Here is an 18,590-nt window from a genome sequence, read left to right as displayed (position 1 = left end):
GTTACCTGTTTCAAATAGATATTTGTAAAAATCAAATAATAAACTCTTTCCTGAATCGAATAGGTGAGTATGTTGTATGTTTCTTGAAGAAATTTGAAAAATGAGCCGTCTCTTCAAAACCAAGACAATTTGCTATTTCCGAAATATTCCAATTAGTATGTGATAAAAGTATTTTTGCTTCTTGCAAAAGTCTGTTAGCAATTATAGTAGTGGTAGATTTATTTGTAATTTCTTTTAATGCTCTATTGAGATGATTTACATGTATGCCTAATTGGTTAGCAAATTCTGATGCTGTTCGTAGTTTAATTTGTTGTCTTACATTTTCTATTGGAAACTGTCTTTCCAGAAGTTCTAAGAATAAAGAGGATATTCTTTCGGATGCATTGGATTGATAGTTAATTGAAAGGTTTGTAGGTTTTAATTTTATGGCAGAATGAATGAGCTCAAAGACAAGATTTCTCAAAACATCATATTTAAATTCATAATCAGAATTTATCTCAGTAAACATTCGTTCGAATATTTTTGAAAATTCAGTAATATTATCAGATGTTAAGTCAAAAATAGGGTTACCATCGGATTTAAAAACAGGGTATTTATTTAGGTCACCAAATTGGCTGAAAAAGCTTTCTGTAAAAACACAAAAGTATCCTTTTAGTTGTTTGTCTACTTGTTCCCAATTGTACGGGATTTGAGGATTTGCAAAGAGTAGTCCTTGTTTATTGATTTCTATAACTTTATCAGCATAATGTACTTTACTTTTACCAAGTATCAAGCTTATTTTATAATAATCCTTCCTGCTGTAGGGCATAGGTTTAGGATTTGGACCAGAAAATTCTTCTGTCTGAAACACATTAAAATGTCCGATTTCAGTTTTTAAATTATCAGGAATCCAATTTAAGTTTTTAGAGTAGAATTCTTGTAGTTTAAGCGTTTTATTCATATTCTAAAGTTATGAAATTCAAACATAACATCTGAATATGTAAAGTTTTATTGGTTTTTACTTTTTATATGAGTTAACGTTTTAATAGAAAATATATAAAAAACGCAAGTAATAAGAACTTGCGTTTAATTTGATAATTGTTAGTAATAGGTTATACTTTACTTCTTTTGTAGTAAGTCACTATACTTGCTTTTGCTATCGTATTATTCCATAGATAATATCCTACTACTGCTGGATTAGTACTTTTGCTTAGCCCAAGATTATTGGTTTTTAAAGCATAGACTGTGATTATATATTGATGCAAACCATGACCTTCTGGAGGGCAAGGTCCACCATATCCATTTGTTCCGTAATCTGTAATGCTTTGGATTGAACCTTCTGGAGCTAAATTCAATTTAAGGTTTCCTGCATTTGATACCAATTCGTTTTTATTAGATGGAATATCAAATACAATCCAATGCCACCATCCACTTCCTGTAGGAGCATCTGGATCGTACATTGTTATAGCAAAACTTTTTGTCCCTTCTGGAGCATTTTTCCAAGATAATTGAGGAGATTGATTTTTTCCGGTACAACCAAAACCATTAAACTCTTCGTTGATAGTTGCTTCCCCGCCCAAGTCGTTACTAGTTAAGGTAAACGTATGTTGAGCAAACATGACACTCGATATCATCAATATGATTCCTAAAATAATAGTTGTTTTTTTCATAATGTTTTTTAATTAATTATGAGTACAAATTTATTGACAACTGTAAAAGATACTGTGTGTAATTAAGCTCAAAAAGTATTGATAAAAGGTCAATCTAATTGATATTGTTTTGGTGTGATTCCAAACTTAGCTTTAAATGCCTGTATAAAATTGGATAAACTTTCATAACCAATTTCTTCGAATATATCAGATGGTCGTTTTGATTTGTTTTTTAAGAGAAAAGCAGAATACTCTAGTCTTTTATCTTGAAACCATTTACTTGGTGAACTATGAAAATGTTTTTCAAATTCTCGTTTGAATGTGGATACACTCATATTTGATAAAAATGAAAGTTCTTTTATGGTGAGTTTATTTAATTTATTAGTTTCTACGATTTCAATAAAGTGTTGTAGTTGACTATCAACATCAGAAATTAATGAAAAAACAAAATCAGGACCTTTGATATGAATTAAATATAATATTAATTCCTCAAATTTTATTTTAAGCAGTTTTGCCTGAATTTGAAGATTAAGTTTACTAATGTCAATGAGCCCTTTTACAAACGTTTTTAAAAAATCATCATATTGAAAGGAATAAATAGATTCTTGATTATAGTTACCAGTATTTTCTATTTTATGCTTTTGGATACATTCTAAAAGGGATTCATCTGAAAAGAAAAATAGAATACTTCTATAATTGTCTATAGCGTTAGGAAGTTTTTCTGTCATTAAGCAGTGCCCCATCTTCATTAATAAGAAGTTTGATTTTTCTATTGAAATTGATGTCGTATCCGAAAAGACCTCTTTACTCCCCTCGATTAAAAAACTAAATGTATTCTGTTGTAGAGATACCATTTGTTTGAAACATTCTTTGGAAGTTTGATAATCAAATACTTTAAAGGTTGAGGAACCTTGTAGCCTTAAGTCATCGGGTAAATTAATTATTTCCATTTTTTCAATTCTCTTCTTATTAGAAATAAAGTCTATTTCATAACAATTTTGTGTTCTTAAATTCGATTCTGCTGGTTTTTTTGTTCCATAATTTTTTATATCCAATGATTTTTCCATTTTCCATTTTTAAGACTAGATCTTTTAAGAATTTGTATTCTATTTCTTTAGGGATACTATGTACCTTAATTTCAGAATTTTGAATTAATTCCCAATGATAATCAAGCTTAGAGGTAATATATTCAGAGCCACAGCTTGAGATTTCTTTTTCTACTATTGAAATGTTTTCTTTAGTGAATTTTAGAATTAAGTAGACTTCTAAACCAGCACATGGATCAGGTTCTGGAGTTTCTTCACAAACAGATCCAATACTTGAAATGAATGTTTGATTGATTAAAATATCATATTCATTTTGGGCATTTAATCCTAAAAAAGAAGAGATGAGTATTAGAAATGTTATGGATTTTTTCATGATATCATAATATTTCAACACTGTTTCTTCAGTGCTGTAGCATGGTCCTGATTATGGAGTAATTTAATTGATAAATGACAAAATAGCTTCGTTATTTTCTGATGCTTTTTTATAAAAATCTAAAAAATCTTTAAAAGTATCAAATAAGAATTCCATTGCTTCACTTTCAGTCCAAATTTCTGGATAAATTCCTTTTTCAATCATATCAGTCCCACTCACCTTATTTTTAAGTTTATCGATGTCAAGTTTTTGAAGTTCAGAATTTGTTTCTGTTACTTGTTCAGAAGTCAAATATTGAGCGGGTCCATAACCTAAATCTTGTTCTTCATCCAAAATTTGAAAACTAAAAAATGCTCTGGTTAAGATATTTGGTTCTTCTAATTCTGCCATTCCTTTTCCGGTAAGTAAATATTGTATTCCTTCCCACGATTTATCTAAATCAAGATTCCATTCTGCATCATAATTCTCCTCGCTATATATTTTGTTTTCAAATAACTCAGAGTTTTCAAGAAATGTATTTAATTCATTTTGACTAACTCTTACGATATTTCCAATCATTCCCATGTTTGATGTTTTTTAATTGTTTAAAATCTCTTTTGATTTGCTCGATAAACAAACTCTCTGTTTCTGAAATTTTATTGAGACTTGCAATAAACCAATCTCTTTGCCCTTGATTTGCTTCAAAAGGAATTATTTTTAACTGCTTATTCTGTAAAAATGGAGTAACTGCCCATTTTGCCATAACTGAAATACCCAAATTAGCACTTACCAATTCTATGATGGCTTCGGTTAGTTGAACTTTTTGAATAGAATTTACCAAACTGATATTATTTTGTAGAATGTTGGTCAAAACATAATTTTTTTCTTCGGGAATATCATAGAGAATTAAATTTTGATTTTTAAGATCGGATAATTCAAGATGTTTAGAATCACCCAAATCATTCTCTTTTGAAAGAATTACAACCATTTCATCAGTAATCAATGGTTCAAAATGGATAGATGGATTATTTGCTGTATTGCTTACAATTGCCATATCAATCTTACCTTTTATGAGATATTGAAGAGGTTCTTTTGTTGCTTCAATATTGATCTGAACATTGATTTCGGGGTTATCCTTTCTAAATTCCTGAACGACTTTTGGAAGCCAATGGTAGCAGGTATAACATTCTGTAGTCAAACGGATTTTTTTCTTTTTACCTTTTTTGATTTCATCCAGTTCAGAGTTAAGTAGATCGATAGATGCTAATAGCTTCTCTGAGGTTTTGAATATTACTTGTCCGGTCTCTGTGAGTATTAATTTTTTATTCAGGCGATTAAATACTTTTAAACCAATTTCTTCTTCTAGTTTTTTTAACTGGTGACTTAGTGCAGGTTGGGAAAGGAATAATTTCTCTGAAGCCTTGGTCACAGAACCTTCTTTTACAATCACGTTAACTAGTTTCAAATTTCTTAAAGAAATACCCATTATGCAGTAAATTTATGGAAATGATAAAATTAATTCATTTTCTTCATATAATCAAGAATTATACCTTTGAGTGATAATCTATAACATCCAAATAATGGTACAACAAAGTCAAACAAGATCGAGTTATTATAAAGTATATGGCAGCAAGATGCACGTACTCGAATCTGGAAAAGAAGAGGGAAGTCCAATACTTTTTCTACACGGCAACCCTTCTAATAGTTTTTTATGGAGAAACATCACTCCATATGTAGAAGGAACAGGATATCATATTATTGTACCAGATCTAATCGGCATGGGAAAATCTGATAAACCAGCTATTGATTATACGTATATGGAGCAATATACTTATATAGAAAAGCTTATTTCGATATTGAATCTAAAGGATATTACTTTGGTACTACACGATTGGGGCTCTGGACTTGGTTTTAATTACTTTGCGAACCATCCTGAAAATGTAAAAGCTATTGTTTTTATGGAGGGGATAATCCAAGATATAGGAACATTTTTTCCAAAAGAGAATATTGAGTTTTTCAATACATTAAGAGGTCCAGAAGGATGGAAAATGATTGCAGAAGATAACATATTCTTAAATGAAGTTTTACCTACCTGGGTATCCAGGATTTTGACAGAAGAGGAGTTGGAGGCATACAAAGCTCCATTTAAGACTGTAGAAAGCAGAAAACCAATTTGGAAGTTTGTATCCCAAGTCCCCTTAAACGGAAAACCTGAATTGACAGCTTCGATCGTACAACATTATAGAGAAAAATTACAACAATCTTCAATTCCTAAACTCTTTTTTTATGCAGAACCAGGAGCATTTATGCCAGAGCCTGTTCGTAATTGGATTATTGAAAATATACCAAATTTAGAGTCTGTGAATATTGGTAAGGGAGTTCATTTTATTCAGGAGGATAATCCTGATTTGATAGGTGAAAAGATTAAAGAGTTCATGTTAAAGCTTGAAAATTAAGATAAAATAGCGGTTTGAACTAATATCCAAACCGCTATAATTTTTATAAATATTGATAATTTCTTATTTATTCTACATGATTAAATAGTTTATTTACAATTTTCCAATCATTATTGATTTTGGTCAAAGATAAATAGTCATAATAATTATAACCTAACATAGGAACGTGTAGTTTTACCATGGCAATTTTACCAATAATGTCAATTCCTATGATTTTCATCTTTAAACTTTCATTTAAATCTTTAGGACTTTTTCTATTTTTTACACCTTCAAGATATTCGCTTATACTTTTTAGATAATCAGCACCATTGATATCTCCATATATATTTACATTTTTGTGGAAACAAGATTCAAGCTTGGTTACATCTCCGTTAAAAATGCCTTGAAAGTAATTATCGATTAGAGTTTCGACTTGTTTTATATTTTCTTTATACATCGTTTGTTTTTTTTAGATAGCGTGGCCAACGGTATGTCCTCCTGCTACATTAATTGTTTCTCCTGTTACAAAATTTGAAGTAGCTAAATAGTAAGCTGCTTCGGCAATTTCATTGGCTTCTCCGATTCTATTTAGTAAATGTAATCCAGCTAAACTGTCAGCATCTTCAATTCCGATTTTTCCTTGCAAGGGACTTCTGATTATTCCTGGAGCGATTGTGTTTATCTTTATATTGTTTTTCCCAAATTCAGCGGCTAATTGCCTTGTTAAAGAATGTATTGCGCCTTTGCTTGTTAATGGTGCTGTAGCAGGAAATCCATCTATAGCATGTTCTACCAAAACAGTTCCAATATTTATAATCGAACCACTTTTTTGCTTTAACATTGCTGCAATAGCAGCTTGTGAGGTGAAATAAGTTCCTTTTAGGTTTACATTCCAATAAAGGTCTAAATCTTTTTCTTCAACATCTAAAAAAGGTTTTGGAGAAAATACTCCCGCATTATTAATCAACACATCTACAGCGTTAAATTTATCTAATGCCAGAGCAATGAGTTTTTTACCTGTTTCTTGTTTGCTGATATCACCAAATAAATACATTGCATTAGAAGGAGAACCAAGTTCTTTGTACGCAGCTTTTAAGTTTTCTTCATTAGAAGAATTCATAATAACGTTACTTTCTCTTTCTATAAAGTGCTTTGCAATTGCTTTACCTATTCCTGTGGATGCTCCTGTTATAATTACTGTTTTATTTTTCATTTTCTTTACTTTTTGGTTCCTAAATATTGATTTCCATTAACTCCCCAATTTTGGATGGGTACTTCGTCAATAACTACATGAGTGGTTTTGGGATCTTTGTTGAGAACATCGACCAGTAGCTGAGTAACTCCAGCTATTAATTGACGTTTTTGTTCTAATGTTACTTGTTCATCAGTAACTTTAATATTAATGTATGGCATAATTTTTTTATTAAATTAATAGTCATACAAAGGTGCTAGGTAATGAGAATAGTACACAGGAGGTATGTCACTTCTTTAAAGTGATGTAGATCACATTTTGAAGGTGAAAAGAAAAGAAAATTATGAGTTTAACCTACTAAGTGTCTCTCTGGAAACTCCTAAATAGGCTGCGATCATTTTTTTAGGAACACGCTGTAAAAGGGTAGGGTATTGTTCTAGAAGTAAGTTATATCTTTCTTTTGCAGAGTTTTGTAAAAGCGATAAAATTCTATTCTGAAGTCCAATTCGACCAATTTTACTTTTTTTGGCCCAAAAACGTTCCATCTTATGCATTTCTGCAGTTAATCGTTCCCTATTTTCATATGTGATATATAAAAGTTCGCTATCTTCAATACAATCGATAGAGGTTTTAGATGCGACTTGTTTTACAAAAGATTCATAATCCGTAATCCACCAATTTTCCATTCCAAATTGGATAATGTGTTCTTTTCCATTATCATCAACGAAATAGCTTTTCAGACAACCATTAATAATCCAATATTCTTTATTAACGAACTCTCCTTCTTGAATAATATATTGATGTTTACGCTTTTTGATTTGCTCAAAATGACTTAAAACAAAATCAAACTCTTCATCGGTAAGGCTAATGATTTCTTCGATATGTTTTCTAAGAGGATGTGTCATTTTAATTGTTGATAGCAGTTAGTACGTAGCAAGTAGGGTAATAGAAGACGATAAGTTTTTAGGTTTAACAAATTTTGTGAACAGCAATACATTCTTCCAAACCATAGAATGATTTTTTACTACATACAATGGTATTCACTTTATATTTTAATTTTTTCAATGATTTCATATAACTCATTTTTTCCATTATCAGTTGCGAAAGAAACAATAAACGAAAGACTAAATCCTTTTGTTACTGTAGAAATATAATGTTGAATTACTGTTTTATTCATATGGTCAAGCTTAGCTTCCATAATGTAAAAAGTAGATTTCCCGATTGTTTTTTCATACACTTCTTTTTCAAAATAATATGACATTTGAGATTGTTCCAATAACTTCTTTGCGTGAAATAGATAATCACTTCCGTTTTTAATCCCAGGGAAATTATTGATATTTTCTGCAACAACCATGAATGAAGGGTTAAATTCGACTGCCGAACCAACTTCATGTTTAAAAACGGCTAGGAGGTAGGCTGTATTTACCTGTGATGCTTTAACGATTGCTTTTAAGTTTTTGTCCTCTCCTGTAGTTAATTCACTACCCATTTCTATAATATTGTTCATCTGTTGTTTGTCTTGAACAATCCAATTGGGGTCAAATGAGATTTCCATATCAAAATATTCATTTTTATATGAACCATTTTCGGTTTTTCCAAAATCAAAGTTGTCTGGTAATTTCTTTTCTTGATTTGTACAACTTAGAGTCGTTATCGCAATAATTAAGTAAATAATTTGTCTCATGTGTGTTTTATTAATACTAACGTTATAAGTATGTATCTCAACTTTGAAAAATGTTACCCTACCATGGATAATTTTGTTAAATCATAATGAAAACAGGACAACCTTCGGTTATTCAATCCCATCATAGATTTTCTAATCGATTATTAGTGATTCATGCTTTTGGTTTTTCTTCTATATTTCATACCATTTGGTGCTATTGGCCAATCTTCTTTTTCGTGAAATTTATATTGTAAAGCTCTTGAAATCATTTGTTTTATCTTTTCTCCACTATGCTTACCAACAATATGTAAAGCTGCATCTATTCCTGAGGTAATTCCAGAAGAAGTAATCAACTTACCTTCATCTACAAATCGTACATCTTTAATCAACTTTATTTTCGGATATTGTTTAGAAAAATCATCTGCTACAAAATAATGAGTAGTAGCTTTTTTATGATCTAAGGCGTTTGTATTTGCTAATAAATAAGAACCAGTGCATATGGAGACCGTTTTTGTCTTTTCTTTAGCATTCCAATCTGCTATAAAATTAGTAAATGTATTATTTTGGACTAAAGTATTAATAACAGGCATACTAGCTCCTGGAATTATTAGGTAATTAGCATCTGGCATGTCTTTAATACTATAATCTGGTTTTAATCTAATGGTATTATTTTCTGTTCGAATTATCGATGTATCTAATGCAATTGTAAATATTTCATATTTTCCTTTGGTCAATTTTTTTGCTTTGGAAAACACCTCAATCGGTCCGGCAAAATCTTGTAAGACTACATCCTGATATATCAATACTGCAATTTTCTGGGTTTCTGTTTCATTTTTTGTTGATCTTGTAATTGAGTCCATCAATGCATTATGATTCATCTCTTGGGTGAAACCATTTAGAGTAATTAGATTTACAATAAAGATGATGGAATAGAGTATAATAAGTGTTGTGTGTTGCATTTAGAGTAAAACTATGTTTTGTATACGATTTTAACTATTTGTATTGAATTAATAATGGAAATAAGAGAATATTTATCAGGGATAAAGATACTTAATATCAGTTAGTTTTTGATACTGTACTTAGCTTGTTGTAGTATGAAAACGTTGTTATAATTAATAATACGTTTTATTGTGTTTTGTATTTAACTTTTATCTGTAATACTTCTAATTTTTCCATTTTCGAACTTAAATTCTGATTTGCCTTTCACCTCTAAAATTTCTCCTGTTTTTAATCCATTGGGTAGATCTATAGCCAAAATTGCTTTATAGTCAATTTCAATAGTAACATTTTGTTTATCAAATTTCCAAGACTGAATGATTTGTTTACGCTGTTTAAAATAATGTTTTGCCGATTCTGCTTGATTTTTAAACTCAAGTATTCCTTCAGTTCTAAAATCCACTTTTCCATTAGACATATTCTCAAAAACAATTTTTCTGTCTAAATTTTTCAACATTCCATCTATGTCAAACTCATTATATGATGTAACATAGTTTTCAATCATATTTTTTTGCTGTTCTTTCATATCTATTCAGGTTTGAAAACTTAACGTAAGAATTTGTGCGGTACATAAAACAATGCAGTTAGTTATATAATCTAAAATACTAATAAATTCGGATTGCTGACTTCAAAAAGGATAAATCACATTAGATTGCTATAGAGAATTGAATATCTGTTATTACATATAATTTGTAGGTTTGTTTTATAATTACATCTGAATACATATCATCATACTTTTATAACTTGTATAGAGTGTTTATGAAGAAGAAAGAAAATGAGACTAAAAGAATAAAGAAACCCTGGCCAACCAAAGATGCTATGGAACAGGTATATGAAATGAAACTTTGGGGTGATAACAAAACTAATTTTTACTCGGGTATGGGGTCACATCACCCCGAATTGGTACATCCATATATTGATGTTTTGACATCATTCTTATCATCCTTCAAAAAAAACCTTGTGGTATGTGATTTAGGTTGTGGAGATTTTAATGTAGGAAAAGAATTGGTAAAGCATACCAAAAAATATATTGCGGTAGATATAGTAGAAGACCTGATAGAATATAATAAAGAAAGATTTAAAGATGCGAATTTAGAATTCTATTGTTTGGATCTTGCAGAAGATGATTTACCCTCTGGAGATTGTGCTTTATTAAGACAAGTACTACAACATTTATCCAATACTGAAGTACAAAGTATAGTAAATAAATTAATCGATTATAAATATGTTATTGTAACAGAACATTTACCTAAAGGAGATTTTGTGCCTAATAAAGAAATTATTTCTGGACAAGGAATTAGACTGAAGAAGCAAAGTGGCTTAGACTTATTGGCTCCACCATTTAATCTTAAAGTAATAGAAGAAAAACAATTATTGTCTGTTATTTTAGATGACAATAAAGGACGTATAGTAACTACACTTTATAAAATTTTTTAAATTTCACTTAATATTGATATTTATGTGCTTCTTTTCGTTCTTAGCTAAGATCTTTATACATAATATAAGTATTAACAAATCCTAATTTTGAGTGCCTAAATCCATTTGGAGTAGTTCCAATTATTTTAAATCCATATCGTTTCCATAATTCTACAGCACCTTTGTTTGTGCTAACAACAATATTAAATTGAATACTTTTATATCCACTTTCTTTAGCTGTTTTTATAGAGTGTTCACAAAGTTTTTTTCCAATTCCTTTTCCTTGAGCATTAGGACTTACCATATAACTACAATTTGCAATATGATTTCCCAAACCTATTTGATTAGGTTTGATAACGTATGTTCCGAGAATAGTTTTATTTTCTTCAATGATAAAAGTTTGCATATAATCTGCAAACCAATATTTTTTTAAATCAGATTTAGGTGTTTTTGGATCGAAAACATATGTGTCTCCTGTTGCAATAACCTTTGAAAAGATATCCCAAACTTGATTATAATCAAGCTCTGTTGCTTTGCGTATATTCAATTTTATTTAGATTTAAAATTATCTACAACATTTCGACGATGATATTAGCACAGGATTAAAGCAGTAAACTTTTAATTGTATTTATGAGATCAACTAAAATTTAATTTACACTTAGCCCTTTGTCAATTCTAATTCGTTTAAGAATCTCCATATTTTTTCATTTAACATTAATCTTTGTTCTTTTGAAAATTTTCCATGACCTCCTCCTTCAATAGTTACTAATTCTGTTTTAATGTTATTTGCTTTTAATTTTTCATAAAGAAGCACAGACTGTTGATATGGAACATATGGATCTTTGGTACCATGTATAATTAGTATTGGGGGACTATTTTTATCTACATAATAAAATGGTGAAACAGATTCTATAAATTCTTTGTTTTTATAAGCATCACCCAGCCATCTTTTAACAGATCCCTTTATCATTAATGTTAAATCTGATGGTGCGTATTTATCAATAATTGCAGCTATTTTAATTTTAGTATCATATTCACAGTTCGTATCAAATTTTCTATTATTACCCAATAAACCGGTCATAAGAGCCAAATGACCTCCTGTAGAACCTCCCATTACAACGATCTTGTTAGTATCAATGTTTAATGCTTTAGCATGTTTATACAAATATATTAGCGCACATCGAAGGTCTTCAATCGCTCCAGGGGCTGGAGAAACGTCTACCAAACGATATTCTACATTGGCAACAGCAAATCCTTTCTTAAAAAAATATCCAAAACCAGTTTGTGACTCTTTAACACCATGATTCCATCCTCCGCCATGAATATTAATAACAATGGGAGTTGGTTTTTCTGAAATCGGATTAGTATATATATCCATACGACCTTCCCAATGCTCTATTTTGGTATAGACTACGTCAATTTGGGCTTTATAATTATTTGGATACTTAACGGGTTTATATGTGGTTTCTTGACATGATACATTAAGAAAGAACCCCAACGAGAGTATGACCAATAAAAAATATCTTTTCATATATAATTTAGATTTCATAATAAATAGGTATAATAACAAAGCAAAACGTTACTCATTTAGTGATTTTTCTGTACTCTTTTTAATCTTTTACTACTAAAACCATAACAGTAATTTTCTCTTATTTCTTTTTTCAATTCAAACAGGTTGGTTATTGATGGTTTTTATTTTGTCCATCCAACCTTTTTTTGCCATTTTTTAATTTCTTGTTTCCTTTTTTCAAAATCAATTGGTGGTGATTGATTTTCATTTTTAGCTTGTGTTCTTATAATTTCTGTTTGTTCTTCAAGTGTATTAAGTCCAATTGATTTTCTTCTTTGATTTACTTTGGTCAAATCGTCAAAATTATATGGACTTAACTCTTTGTTTTTATCCCAATCAAATTGAGTTCCATAACGTTGTGGATTACCTTCAAATACAGCTATTCGGTCAGTTAGATACGCTAGATTTTTTGGATTTGCTTTATTATCATTTACAGCCTTTTCTAATAGTTTCTCACACTTTTTCATAAAAGAAGGTTGCCCGATCGAATGTTGTATAATTAACCAAGTTGCTTCATTGGCTTCTTTACCAACTTTATCAATTGTAGGGTAACCGATTGCATCTATTATTTCATCTAAAGCTTCAGCATTTTTGTTGTGCAATTTCTCCATTTCTTTGTTATATCCTTCATCGAGTTGTCCAGTTTGTATCAGCTTGTCCCTAAGTTCAAGGTCCGCATTTTTTAATTCAATTATTCTTTTTGCAATGTTTTTGTAATCCATTTTATTGTTCCTATTGACTTAAATTACTAAATATGATAATTCTTGTTCATTCACATTCATCAAAGTGAAATAGAATGAGGTATCTCTATTAGATTCATCTCCTTTTTTTAGATAAAATTGTTCTTTAGTTATTTTCAATCTTCAGTCATTTACTTCTTAATATTTACCATGTTTTTACATCTTGGCTAGAGATTGATTAATAATATCAGATATTTCATTTGCTTTATTTACGATCATAAAATGACCACCTCCTTTAATCCAAATTGTATTATCTATATTTCTATTTGTAAAAATTCTATCTTTACTACCTTGAATATGTATAATATTATACTTTGCCTGGGAGAAGTTTTTCCATTGCATAATCTTATCAATAGCCCAGACCATGAATCTTTCATCAGTATCATTGATAATTGCATTTAATAGTTTAGATTCTTCTTTTGACTCTGTACCAAAATAATAATCGGCAGTTAATTTATTAGACCATTTGAGGATAAATGAAGGTACAATCTTATATATTTTCGTAAAACTTGCTAGCTTTAGATTAAGCCCATAGTCTTTAAAACTTTTGACACTTGAAATTATTATAAGTTTTTCTACCTGTATATGTTTAGCTATTTCTTGTACAACAATTCCTCCAAAAGAAACTCCAATAAGTATAATTGGTTTTGATCTATCAATTTGATCAATCAGCCTTTTTGAATAGGAGTCAAGTGACTCTTTTTTATTTGGTTCTAACCATTTAATAAAAGTTTCATTAGCATTTTCAATTTTTAAAAAAGTAAAAACTCTTTCATCTGCACCTAATCCACTAACATAATAGATGTTTTTTGTCATTTTTTTTCTAATTAATATGACGTTTATTTTTTTACTCTATTGTTTTTAATTCAATTTATAAAGGTTTAGTCCCATACAAGTAAACAACATGCAATGAGTCATTGGTTGTAACTTTCTTTCAAATATTTGATGATTATTCCTATTTGGCCTAAATGATATAAATCGTGGTGTAACATTCCGTTGATTACAAAGCTATATTTATAATAATCTTTAAAATCTGTATCATAGTACTCTTCCTCAAGAAACGTATCACTTTTTGATTCTAGCAGGTTTATTAATTCGGTTAGGGTTTTGTTATATTTTAATATGATATTTTGCCAACCCATTGGTTCTAATCTTTGATTATTCAGCCAATTTTCTTCACAATCGTCTGTTTTACTTCCTTTTCCGGTTCGAATCTTTAATATGGTTTCTTGTCTCCATAAGGTTAAATGAGAAATTATTTCTGCTATACTATGCAAACCTTTTATTGGTCTTGTGAAAAACAAATTTTCATCAATTTGATTCAATTTAGTATTAAAATTATTCCCAATCCATAATTTTCCATTCTGGACTTCAATTAGTTGTTCAACGATGTGGTTGATTAAGGTATTCATTAAGTTGTTATGAGATATTCGTGTTTGACATATGACGCTAGTGAACTAAGTTAGCAAAAAAGGACAAAGAGTGACAAAATTTGAAATAATATCCTGAACTATTTTAAGGGTTATAAACTTTCCTTATTGTATACTTTGTTTTTATATTTGAACCTTTAACAATTCTTCATAGGGATTACCAGTTAACCCTAGTAATTTAGCAAAAGCAGGTTCAGTTTTTAATCCTTCTTTTTTTAGTTTCCTAATGTCAGTCTTAAATTTTGCTCCCATTTTTTTCAAAATTTTATACTCAATCATCATATGTTTATATGCGTTTTGTTCTTGAGTAGGAATATTCTGCCCAAAAATTTCGATTTCAAAACTTTCGATTCTAAATTTTGCTAGTATTGATTTCACATTATTACAATTTATGGTTCTGATTTGAAAATCCTTTTCGTTTGCAAATAATTCAGTTAAAAGTATATAGAACTCTTCATAATTTTTACATTCACAAATGATATCCAGGTCGCTGTTGGTTAAATCAATATCAATTGGAATTGTTCCTGTTAAAATTGGGTTATAACTTCTAAGGTGATCTAAAATCTTAATTTTTTTCAACACTTTATAAGCTTGTCGTTGACGTTTATTTCCAGATTTTAAATAATCAATTTTTGTGAAATCATTCATTTAGTACCAGTTAATTTAAGACGATGTACATAACAGTTTGTTCATGGTGAGTTATAGAAAATCGGTTGTAATTTTTTGTCAATAACTGATCAAGACCCCTTGTTAATCTATTGGACGAGAGGTTGAAATCCACCATATACCATTCGTTTGGCATCAAAGATCATTTTTGAAGGATCTGTTAATGGGGAAATTAAGTTATTCATTCTCGGGTCTTTAGCGACCTTTTGATTTGCTAAGTCACGTGTTGCTTTTGAATCAAATACAACCCATCCAAATACAATGACTTCATCTTCTTTTGCATCTAAGAGTTCTGGGAAAGTACGTGTCCCTTCAAACTTTAAATCCTCACCAACATACTCAAAATATGCTAGTGCACCATGTTCTTTCCAAATCTTTGCAACAGTTTCGGCAACATGTTTGTATTCGTCCAGATGATTTTGCGGAATGGGAAGGGCGAATCCGTCGATATAATTTGTCATGTTTTCTTAATCGTTTTTATTTAGAATCTATTTTTTGTTGTTAATCAACGATCTCTTGTAAGATTAGTAGATTTTTCTACTCACTAGCTTTTATTTTGCAAGCATAGTATCATATTAAATATACAAAAAACATCTAGCTATCCCTTAATCACTATGACATAATACCTAGTAATTTAGGACGTTATTTTCTGTTTTTGTACAGTTCAATTGCTTTTAAGAACTTTATTCCTCCAGTTTCTGTTTGGTCGTATATAAATCCATTTAATTCAGGATGATTTTCGTCAATCCAGGTTAAGAGTTTAGTTTTGTTTTTCTCCCAAGTTTTTTCATTAAAATTCACGTAATCTATTTCTACAGTAACTATTTTATTTTTTTGAAACCTTATACTTTGATTAGTTATAAACGGTTCTTCATGAAGGAAAAAGATTCTTTTATCCATTTTTGAAATCTTTGCTTTAATAATTCCGTCTTGTTGCTCTATTTCCAGTATTTCATAGTTAGGATCAAAAACAGAATCCCATTTTAGAAACTCCAGGTATTCGTTTTGAGAATAAACCTGTTTATATTCTCCTTCTTTGGTAATTAAACTATCTGCAAACCAAATCTTTATTCCAGTATAATCAGAATTGTCAAGAACCTTAAAGTATTGCTTTGCAATTTCAAGTTGATCAATTTCTTCTTTAGAAGTTTTACAGGATATAAATGCAATTGTCAAAAACGATAATAGGATTATAATTCTATTCATATATTTTAGATTAAGTATAAAAACCTTATGTGTTTTGATACATTGTTACCCACTGTTTTTTTTAAAATTAGTTTTCTTAATGAAGACTTACTACTTTCTTAATTTTCCATTTTCCATTTTGATTATTCCAGATTAATATAAACTTCATAGGTATTGATTCAGCATCCGGCTCTTGATTGTTGTAATATTTATGAAAACCTATTTGTACTGCTCCATAATCGTGAATCGGATATACCTCAACACTTTCTTTTAATAGTGTTCTTGTTACTTTTCCACAAATATTACGTTTGGTTCCATCAATAATATCTTGTTTTGAGGTCATTAATCCACCTTTGTCATGAAAGAATTCTATATCATCACTATAAATGTCTGCTTGCTTTTTTAAATCACAAGTATTGTAGGCGTCAAAAAACTCTTTATCCATAGCTAATATTTCATTGAATAAATTCTTGTTCGCTGGAGTATATTGCCTTATTTGATTATCTTTTTTCTCTGATTCTGATTTACATGATAAAAATGAGATTGAAATAATTAGGTATGTAAATAGTAAAATTGCTTGTTTCATTTAACTTTATTAATGGTTTATGGCGTACAGGTAATGTTTAATATATGTGTCGTAGTCGTGTAAATTGTTACTTAATTGGCGACAATATTATGTGTTTTTTACCTCTTTTTATCTTGTGAGGTAATTATGAATAAACACGATATTTATTATAATTAAAATCCAGAATAAAGTTCCATACCATCGAACTTTTCTAGCTTCTCGTGCCTTTTCTTCATATCCATACTTTTCATATCGTTCAAATTCTGACGTTGAAAAATGATCATACTTTCTCCATCTTTGCATAAGAATAAAAAATGGTAAAAAGAAAAGGGGAATCCATTCTCTCGTTGTCAAAGGAGCAGTTTTGCGATCATTTTGGAATTTTTTATACTTGATGTACCCAATCTCAACTTCTGATAACTGTTTTTGAGTCAGATTCCGAGTTTCTAATTCTAATTCAGCTTTTTTAACGTCATTTTTATTGACTCCATTTTTGATGAGGTCAAACAATTCAATATTAGTATATCGGTAAATCTTTTTATGATTCATGAATATCCAAATTTTTAGTTTCGACACTCATTTACAATATCTTTCATTAAAGAATCAAACTTTTGTTCTTCCTTAGAATTATAATCAGTTAGAGTGTCTTGATAGACTTCAAATTCTGTATAACGTATTGCTAAAGGTGATTCTGTTGAAGAACTTCCATCAATCATGATTCCGCCAATTCCTCCAGAACCGATCAATCGAATTCCCGGAACATGTTGAGTTCTATCTGAATCATTCTCATATCGTTCAATTTTTGTTCTTTCTTTATTTTTGTTGACAAAGTAGTATTTGTGGTCAATAATTCCGCCTTCAAATTCAGGCTTAATAATTAAAATTCCGTTATTAGGTATTTCTAAAACTCGACGTCCATTTTCTATTAAAGGTTCTATTCCACAATCTTCTCCGTAAACTATTATTATTTTTCCAGAATAATTCTCTGGTATGAGGTAGGTTTCTGGTTTTTCAGTATTAATTTTAATCCAAATGGGCCAAAATAAAATTACAAGAGTAATCATAGAAAAAATCCATATGATTTTTGTTTTTAATTTTTTTTTACTCAGTGAAATGAGAATTATCCCAATAATAAAAATGGGTAATCCGATAAAAGTAAAAAAAGCCATAAAGGTCAATCCAATTCCACCTAATATTAGAAATGCAATTCCAATATTGAAAAGTATGTTGCTTGTTCTTTGATTCATTCTAACGGTATATTATCCTTAGTACTTTTTTATTTCCATTCCCAATTTAGTTCGTCAATATATTCGGTTCCCAATTCTGCCAGACGTCTTTTAAATTCAGCTTTATCCTTAATCGAATGTTTTGGAACTATAAGTGATAAATCGGTTGTCAATTTTATAAAGAAATGGTTTTTTGTTTCAATTAATTCTTTAAGTTCAGTTCCGTTTATTTTAGTTTCAGAAGTGAAGTCTTTTGCCTTTACAAAATTTTCATCAAGGATAATTTCTACAGACGTATCAATACGGTTTTTATAGTTTTCTTCAACGTATTTTTTAAAATGCCTTTTGTATCTGGAAATTCTTGCCAAACTGACCCACCTATTCCTATTATATTGACCCAGTAAATCCTATTTAAACTGACCCACCTATTCTTGTTTAAATTGACCCACCCCCAAAAGTGTGTGTATTAAATAACTTGTA

27 protein-coding genes are annotated in these 18,590 nt (G+C 29.6%); 2 read left to right on the top strand and 25 right to left on the bottom strand.

Going from position 1 to position 18,590, the window contains the following annotated elements; genetic code table 11:
• Positions 1-31: 31 nt before the first annotated feature.
• From FOF46_RS12045 to FOF46_RS12020, 6 genes are all read right to left on the bottom strand, one after another.
• The gene (locus FOF46_RS12045) at positions 32-940 is read right to left on the bottom strand and encodes a helix-turn-helix domain-containing protein (RefSeq protein ID WP_143916620.1); all 909 of its coding nucleotides are present in this window, start codon (positions 938-940) and stop codon (positions 32-34) included.
• Positions 941-1,091: 151 nt separating this feature from the next.
• Positions 1,092-1,649, bottom strand: a complete 558-nt coding sequence (locus FOF46_RS12040) for a YbhB/YbcL family Raf kinase inhibitor-like protein (protein ID WP_143916619.1) — start codon at positions 1,647-1,649, stop codon at positions 1,092-1,094.
• Between the two features lie 89 nt (positions 1,650-1,738).
• The gene (locus FOF46_RS12035) at positions 1,739-2,695 is read right to left on the bottom strand and encodes a helix-turn-helix domain-containing protein (RefSeq protein ID WP_333925588.1); all 957 of its coding nucleotides are present in this window, start codon (positions 2,693-2,695) and stop codon (positions 1,739-1,741) included.
• A complete protein-coding gene (locus FOF46_RS12030; RefSeq protein ID WP_143916618.1) occupies positions 2,616-3,047 on the bottom strand; it encodes a hypothetical protein in 432 nt (143 codons plus the stop codon). The genes FOF46_RS12035 and FOF46_RS12030 overlap by 80 nt, the downstream gene beginning before the upstream one ends.
• 63 nt (positions 3,048-3,110) lie before the next feature.
• Entirely contained in the window at positions 3,111-3,611 is a 501-nt protein-coding gene (locus FOF46_RS12025; protein ID WP_143916617.1) for a YfbM family protein, read from the bottom strand.
• Positions 3,580-4,512 (bottom strand): LysR family transcriptional regulator, encoded by a 933-nt coding sequence (locus FOF46_RS12020; protein WP_143916616.1) that lies wholly within the window; start codon positions 4,510-4,512, stop codon positions 3,580-3,582. Before FOF46_RS12020 ends, FOF46_RS12025 begins: the two co-directional genes overlap by 32 nt.
• Before the next feature lie 94 nt (positions 4,513-4,606).
• On the opposite strand from FOF46_RS12020, the gene FOF46_RS12015 reads away from it, so the two are divergent.
• Positions 4,607-5,482: a haloalkane dehalogenase gene (locus FOF46_RS12015; protein WP_143916615.1), complete on the top strand. Its 876-nt coding sequence runs from the start codon at positions 4,607-4,609 to the stop codon at positions 5,480-5,482.
• Between the two features lie 67 nt (positions 5,483-5,549).
• Here the strand turns inward: FOF46_RS12015 and FOF46_RS12010 are convergent, their stop codons facing one another.
• The 7 genes from FOF46_RS12010 to FOF46_RS11980 form a co-directional block, all read right to left on the bottom strand.
• Positions 5,550-5,918 (bottom strand): nuclear transport factor 2 family protein, encoded by a 369-nt coding sequence (locus FOF46_RS12010; RefSeq protein ID WP_143916614.1) that lies wholly within the window; start codon positions 5,916-5,918, stop codon positions 5,550-5,552.
• Between the two features lie 12 nt (positions 5,919-5,930).
• On the bottom strand, positions 5,931-6,674 hold the full coding sequence (locus FOF46_RS12005) for an SDR family NAD(P)-dependent oxidoreductase (protein ID WP_143916613.1): 744 nt from the start codon (positions 6,672-6,674) through the stop codon (positions 5,931-5,933).
• 5 nt (positions 6,675-6,679) lie between these two features.
• Entirely contained in the window at positions 6,680-6,874 is a 195-nt protein-coding gene (locus FOF46_RS12000; RefSeq protein ID WP_143916612.1) for a tautomerase family protein, read from the bottom strand.
• A 120-nt stretch (positions 6,875-6,994) separates the two neighbouring features.
• A complete protein-coding gene (locus FOF46_RS11995; protein ID WP_109435334.1) occupies positions 6,995-7,558 on the bottom strand; it encodes a Crp/Fnr family transcriptional regulator in 564 nt (187 codons plus the stop codon).
• Positions 7,559-7,698: 140 nt separating this feature from the next.
• The gene (locus tag FOF46_RS11990; RefSeq protein WP_109435335.1) at positions 7,699-8,337 is read right to left on the bottom strand and encodes a hypothetical protein; all 639 of its coding nucleotides are present in this window, start codon (positions 8,335-8,337) and stop codon (positions 7,699-7,701) included.
• A 143-nt stretch (positions 8,338-8,480) separates the two neighbouring features.
• A complete protein-coding gene (locus tag FOF46_RS11985) occupies positions 8,481-9,275 on the bottom strand; it encodes a DJ-1/PfpI family protein (RefSeq protein WP_143916611.1) in 795 nt (264 codons plus the stop codon).
• Between the two features lie 182 nt (positions 9,276-9,457).
• Positions 9,458-9,838: a nuclear transport factor 2-like protein gene (locus FOF46_RS11980; protein WP_143916610.1), complete on the bottom strand. Its 381-nt coding sequence runs from the start codon at positions 9,836-9,838 to the stop codon at positions 9,458-9,460.
• Positions 9,839-10,071: 233 nt separating this feature from the next.
• On the opposite strand from FOF46_RS11980, the gene FOF46_RS11975 reads away from it, so the two are divergent.
• On the top strand, positions 10,072-10,749 hold the full coding sequence (locus FOF46_RS11975; protein ID WP_143916609.1) for a class I SAM-dependent methyltransferase: 678 nt from the start codon (positions 10,072-10,074) through the stop codon (positions 10,747-10,749).
• Between the two features lie 40 nt (positions 10,750-10,789).
• Here the strand turns inward: FOF46_RS11975 and FOF46_RS11970 are convergent, their stop codons facing one another.
• From FOF46_RS11970 to FOF46_RS11915, 12 genes are all read right to left on the bottom strand, one after another.
• Positions 10,790-11,275, bottom strand: a complete 486-nt coding sequence (locus FOF46_RS11970) for a GNAT family N-acetyltransferase (protein ID WP_109435339.1) — start codon at positions 11,273-11,275, stop codon at positions 10,790-10,792.
• A gap of 111 nt (positions 11,276-11,386) precedes the next feature.
• A complete protein-coding gene (locus tag FOF46_RS11965) occupies positions 11,387-12,259 on the bottom strand; it encodes an alpha/beta hydrolase (RefSeq protein ID WP_143916608.1) in 873 nt (290 codons plus the stop codon).
• A gap of 161 nt (positions 12,260-12,420) precedes the next feature.
• Positions 12,421-13,020 carry a DUF6624 domain-containing protein gene (locus FOF46_RS11960; RefSeq protein ID WP_143916607.1) on the bottom strand — a complete coding sequence of 200 codons (600 nt, stop codon included), beginning with the start codon at positions 13,018-13,020 and terminating at the stop codon, positions 12,421-12,423.
• Between the two features lie 174 nt (positions 13,021-13,194).
• On the bottom strand, positions 13,195-13,854 hold the full coding sequence (locus FOF46_RS11955; RefSeq protein ID WP_143916606.1) for an alpha/beta hydrolase: 660 nt from the start codon (positions 13,852-13,854) through the stop codon (positions 13,195-13,197).
• A 98-nt stretch (positions 13,855-13,952) separates the two neighbouring features.
• Positions 13,953-14,450 (bottom strand): DinB family protein, encoded by a 498-nt coding sequence (locus FOF46_RS11950; protein ID WP_143916605.1) that lies wholly within the window; start codon positions 14,448-14,450, stop codon positions 13,953-13,955.
• Positions 14,451-14,591: 141 nt separating this feature from the next.
• On the bottom strand, positions 14,592-15,116 hold the full coding sequence (locus FOF46_RS11945; RefSeq protein ID WP_109435345.1) for a DUF4269 domain-containing protein: 525 nt from the start codon (positions 15,114-15,116) through the stop codon (positions 14,592-14,594).
• A 107-nt stretch (positions 15,117-15,223) separates the two neighbouring features.
• Positions 15,224-15,595, bottom strand: coding sequence for a DUF1428 domain-containing protein (locus tag FOF46_RS11940; protein WP_143916604.1), 372 nt, complete (start codon positions 15,593-15,595; stop codon positions 15,224-15,226).
• Positions 15,596-15,776: 181 nt separating this feature from the next.
• Positions 15,777-16,340, bottom strand: a complete 564-nt coding sequence (locus tag FOF46_RS11935) for a hypothetical protein (RefSeq protein WP_109435347.1) — start codon at positions 16,338-16,340, stop codon at positions 15,777-15,779.
• A 76-nt stretch (positions 16,341-16,416) separates the two neighbouring features.
• On the bottom strand, positions 16,417-16,905 hold the full coding sequence (locus FOF46_RS11930; protein WP_167571815.1) for a nuclear transport factor 2 family protein: 489 nt from the start codon (positions 16,903-16,905) through the stop codon (positions 16,417-16,419).
• 108 nt (positions 16,906-17,013) lie between these two features.
• A complete protein-coding gene (locus FOF46_RS11925) occupies positions 17,014-17,433 on the bottom strand; it encodes a hypothetical protein (RefSeq protein WP_143916603.1) in 420 nt (139 codons plus the stop codon).
• Between the two features lie 14 nt (positions 17,434-17,447).
• Positions 17,448-18,131: a DUF6843 domain-containing protein gene (locus FOF46_RS11920; protein ID WP_109435350.1), complete on the bottom strand. Its 684-nt coding sequence runs from the start codon at positions 18,129-18,131 to the stop codon at positions 17,448-17,450.
• Positions 18,132-18,160: 29 nt separating this feature from the next.
• A complete protein-coding gene (locus FOF46_RS11915) occupies positions 18,161-18,478 on the bottom strand; it encodes a YcxB family protein (protein ID WP_167571814.1) in 318 nt (105 codons plus the stop codon).
• Positions 18,479-18,590 lie beyond the last annotated feature (112 nt).

Origin of the sequence: Aquimarina algiphila, from assembly GCF_007489275.1 — a bacterium.
Classification (GTDB): Bacteria; Bacteroidota; Bacteroidia; order Flavobacteriales; family Flavobacteriaceae; genus Aquimarina; species Aquimarina algiphila.
Note: the sequence above shows the minus strand (reverse complement) of the source record. Positions and strands in the feature narration are given on the sequence as shown.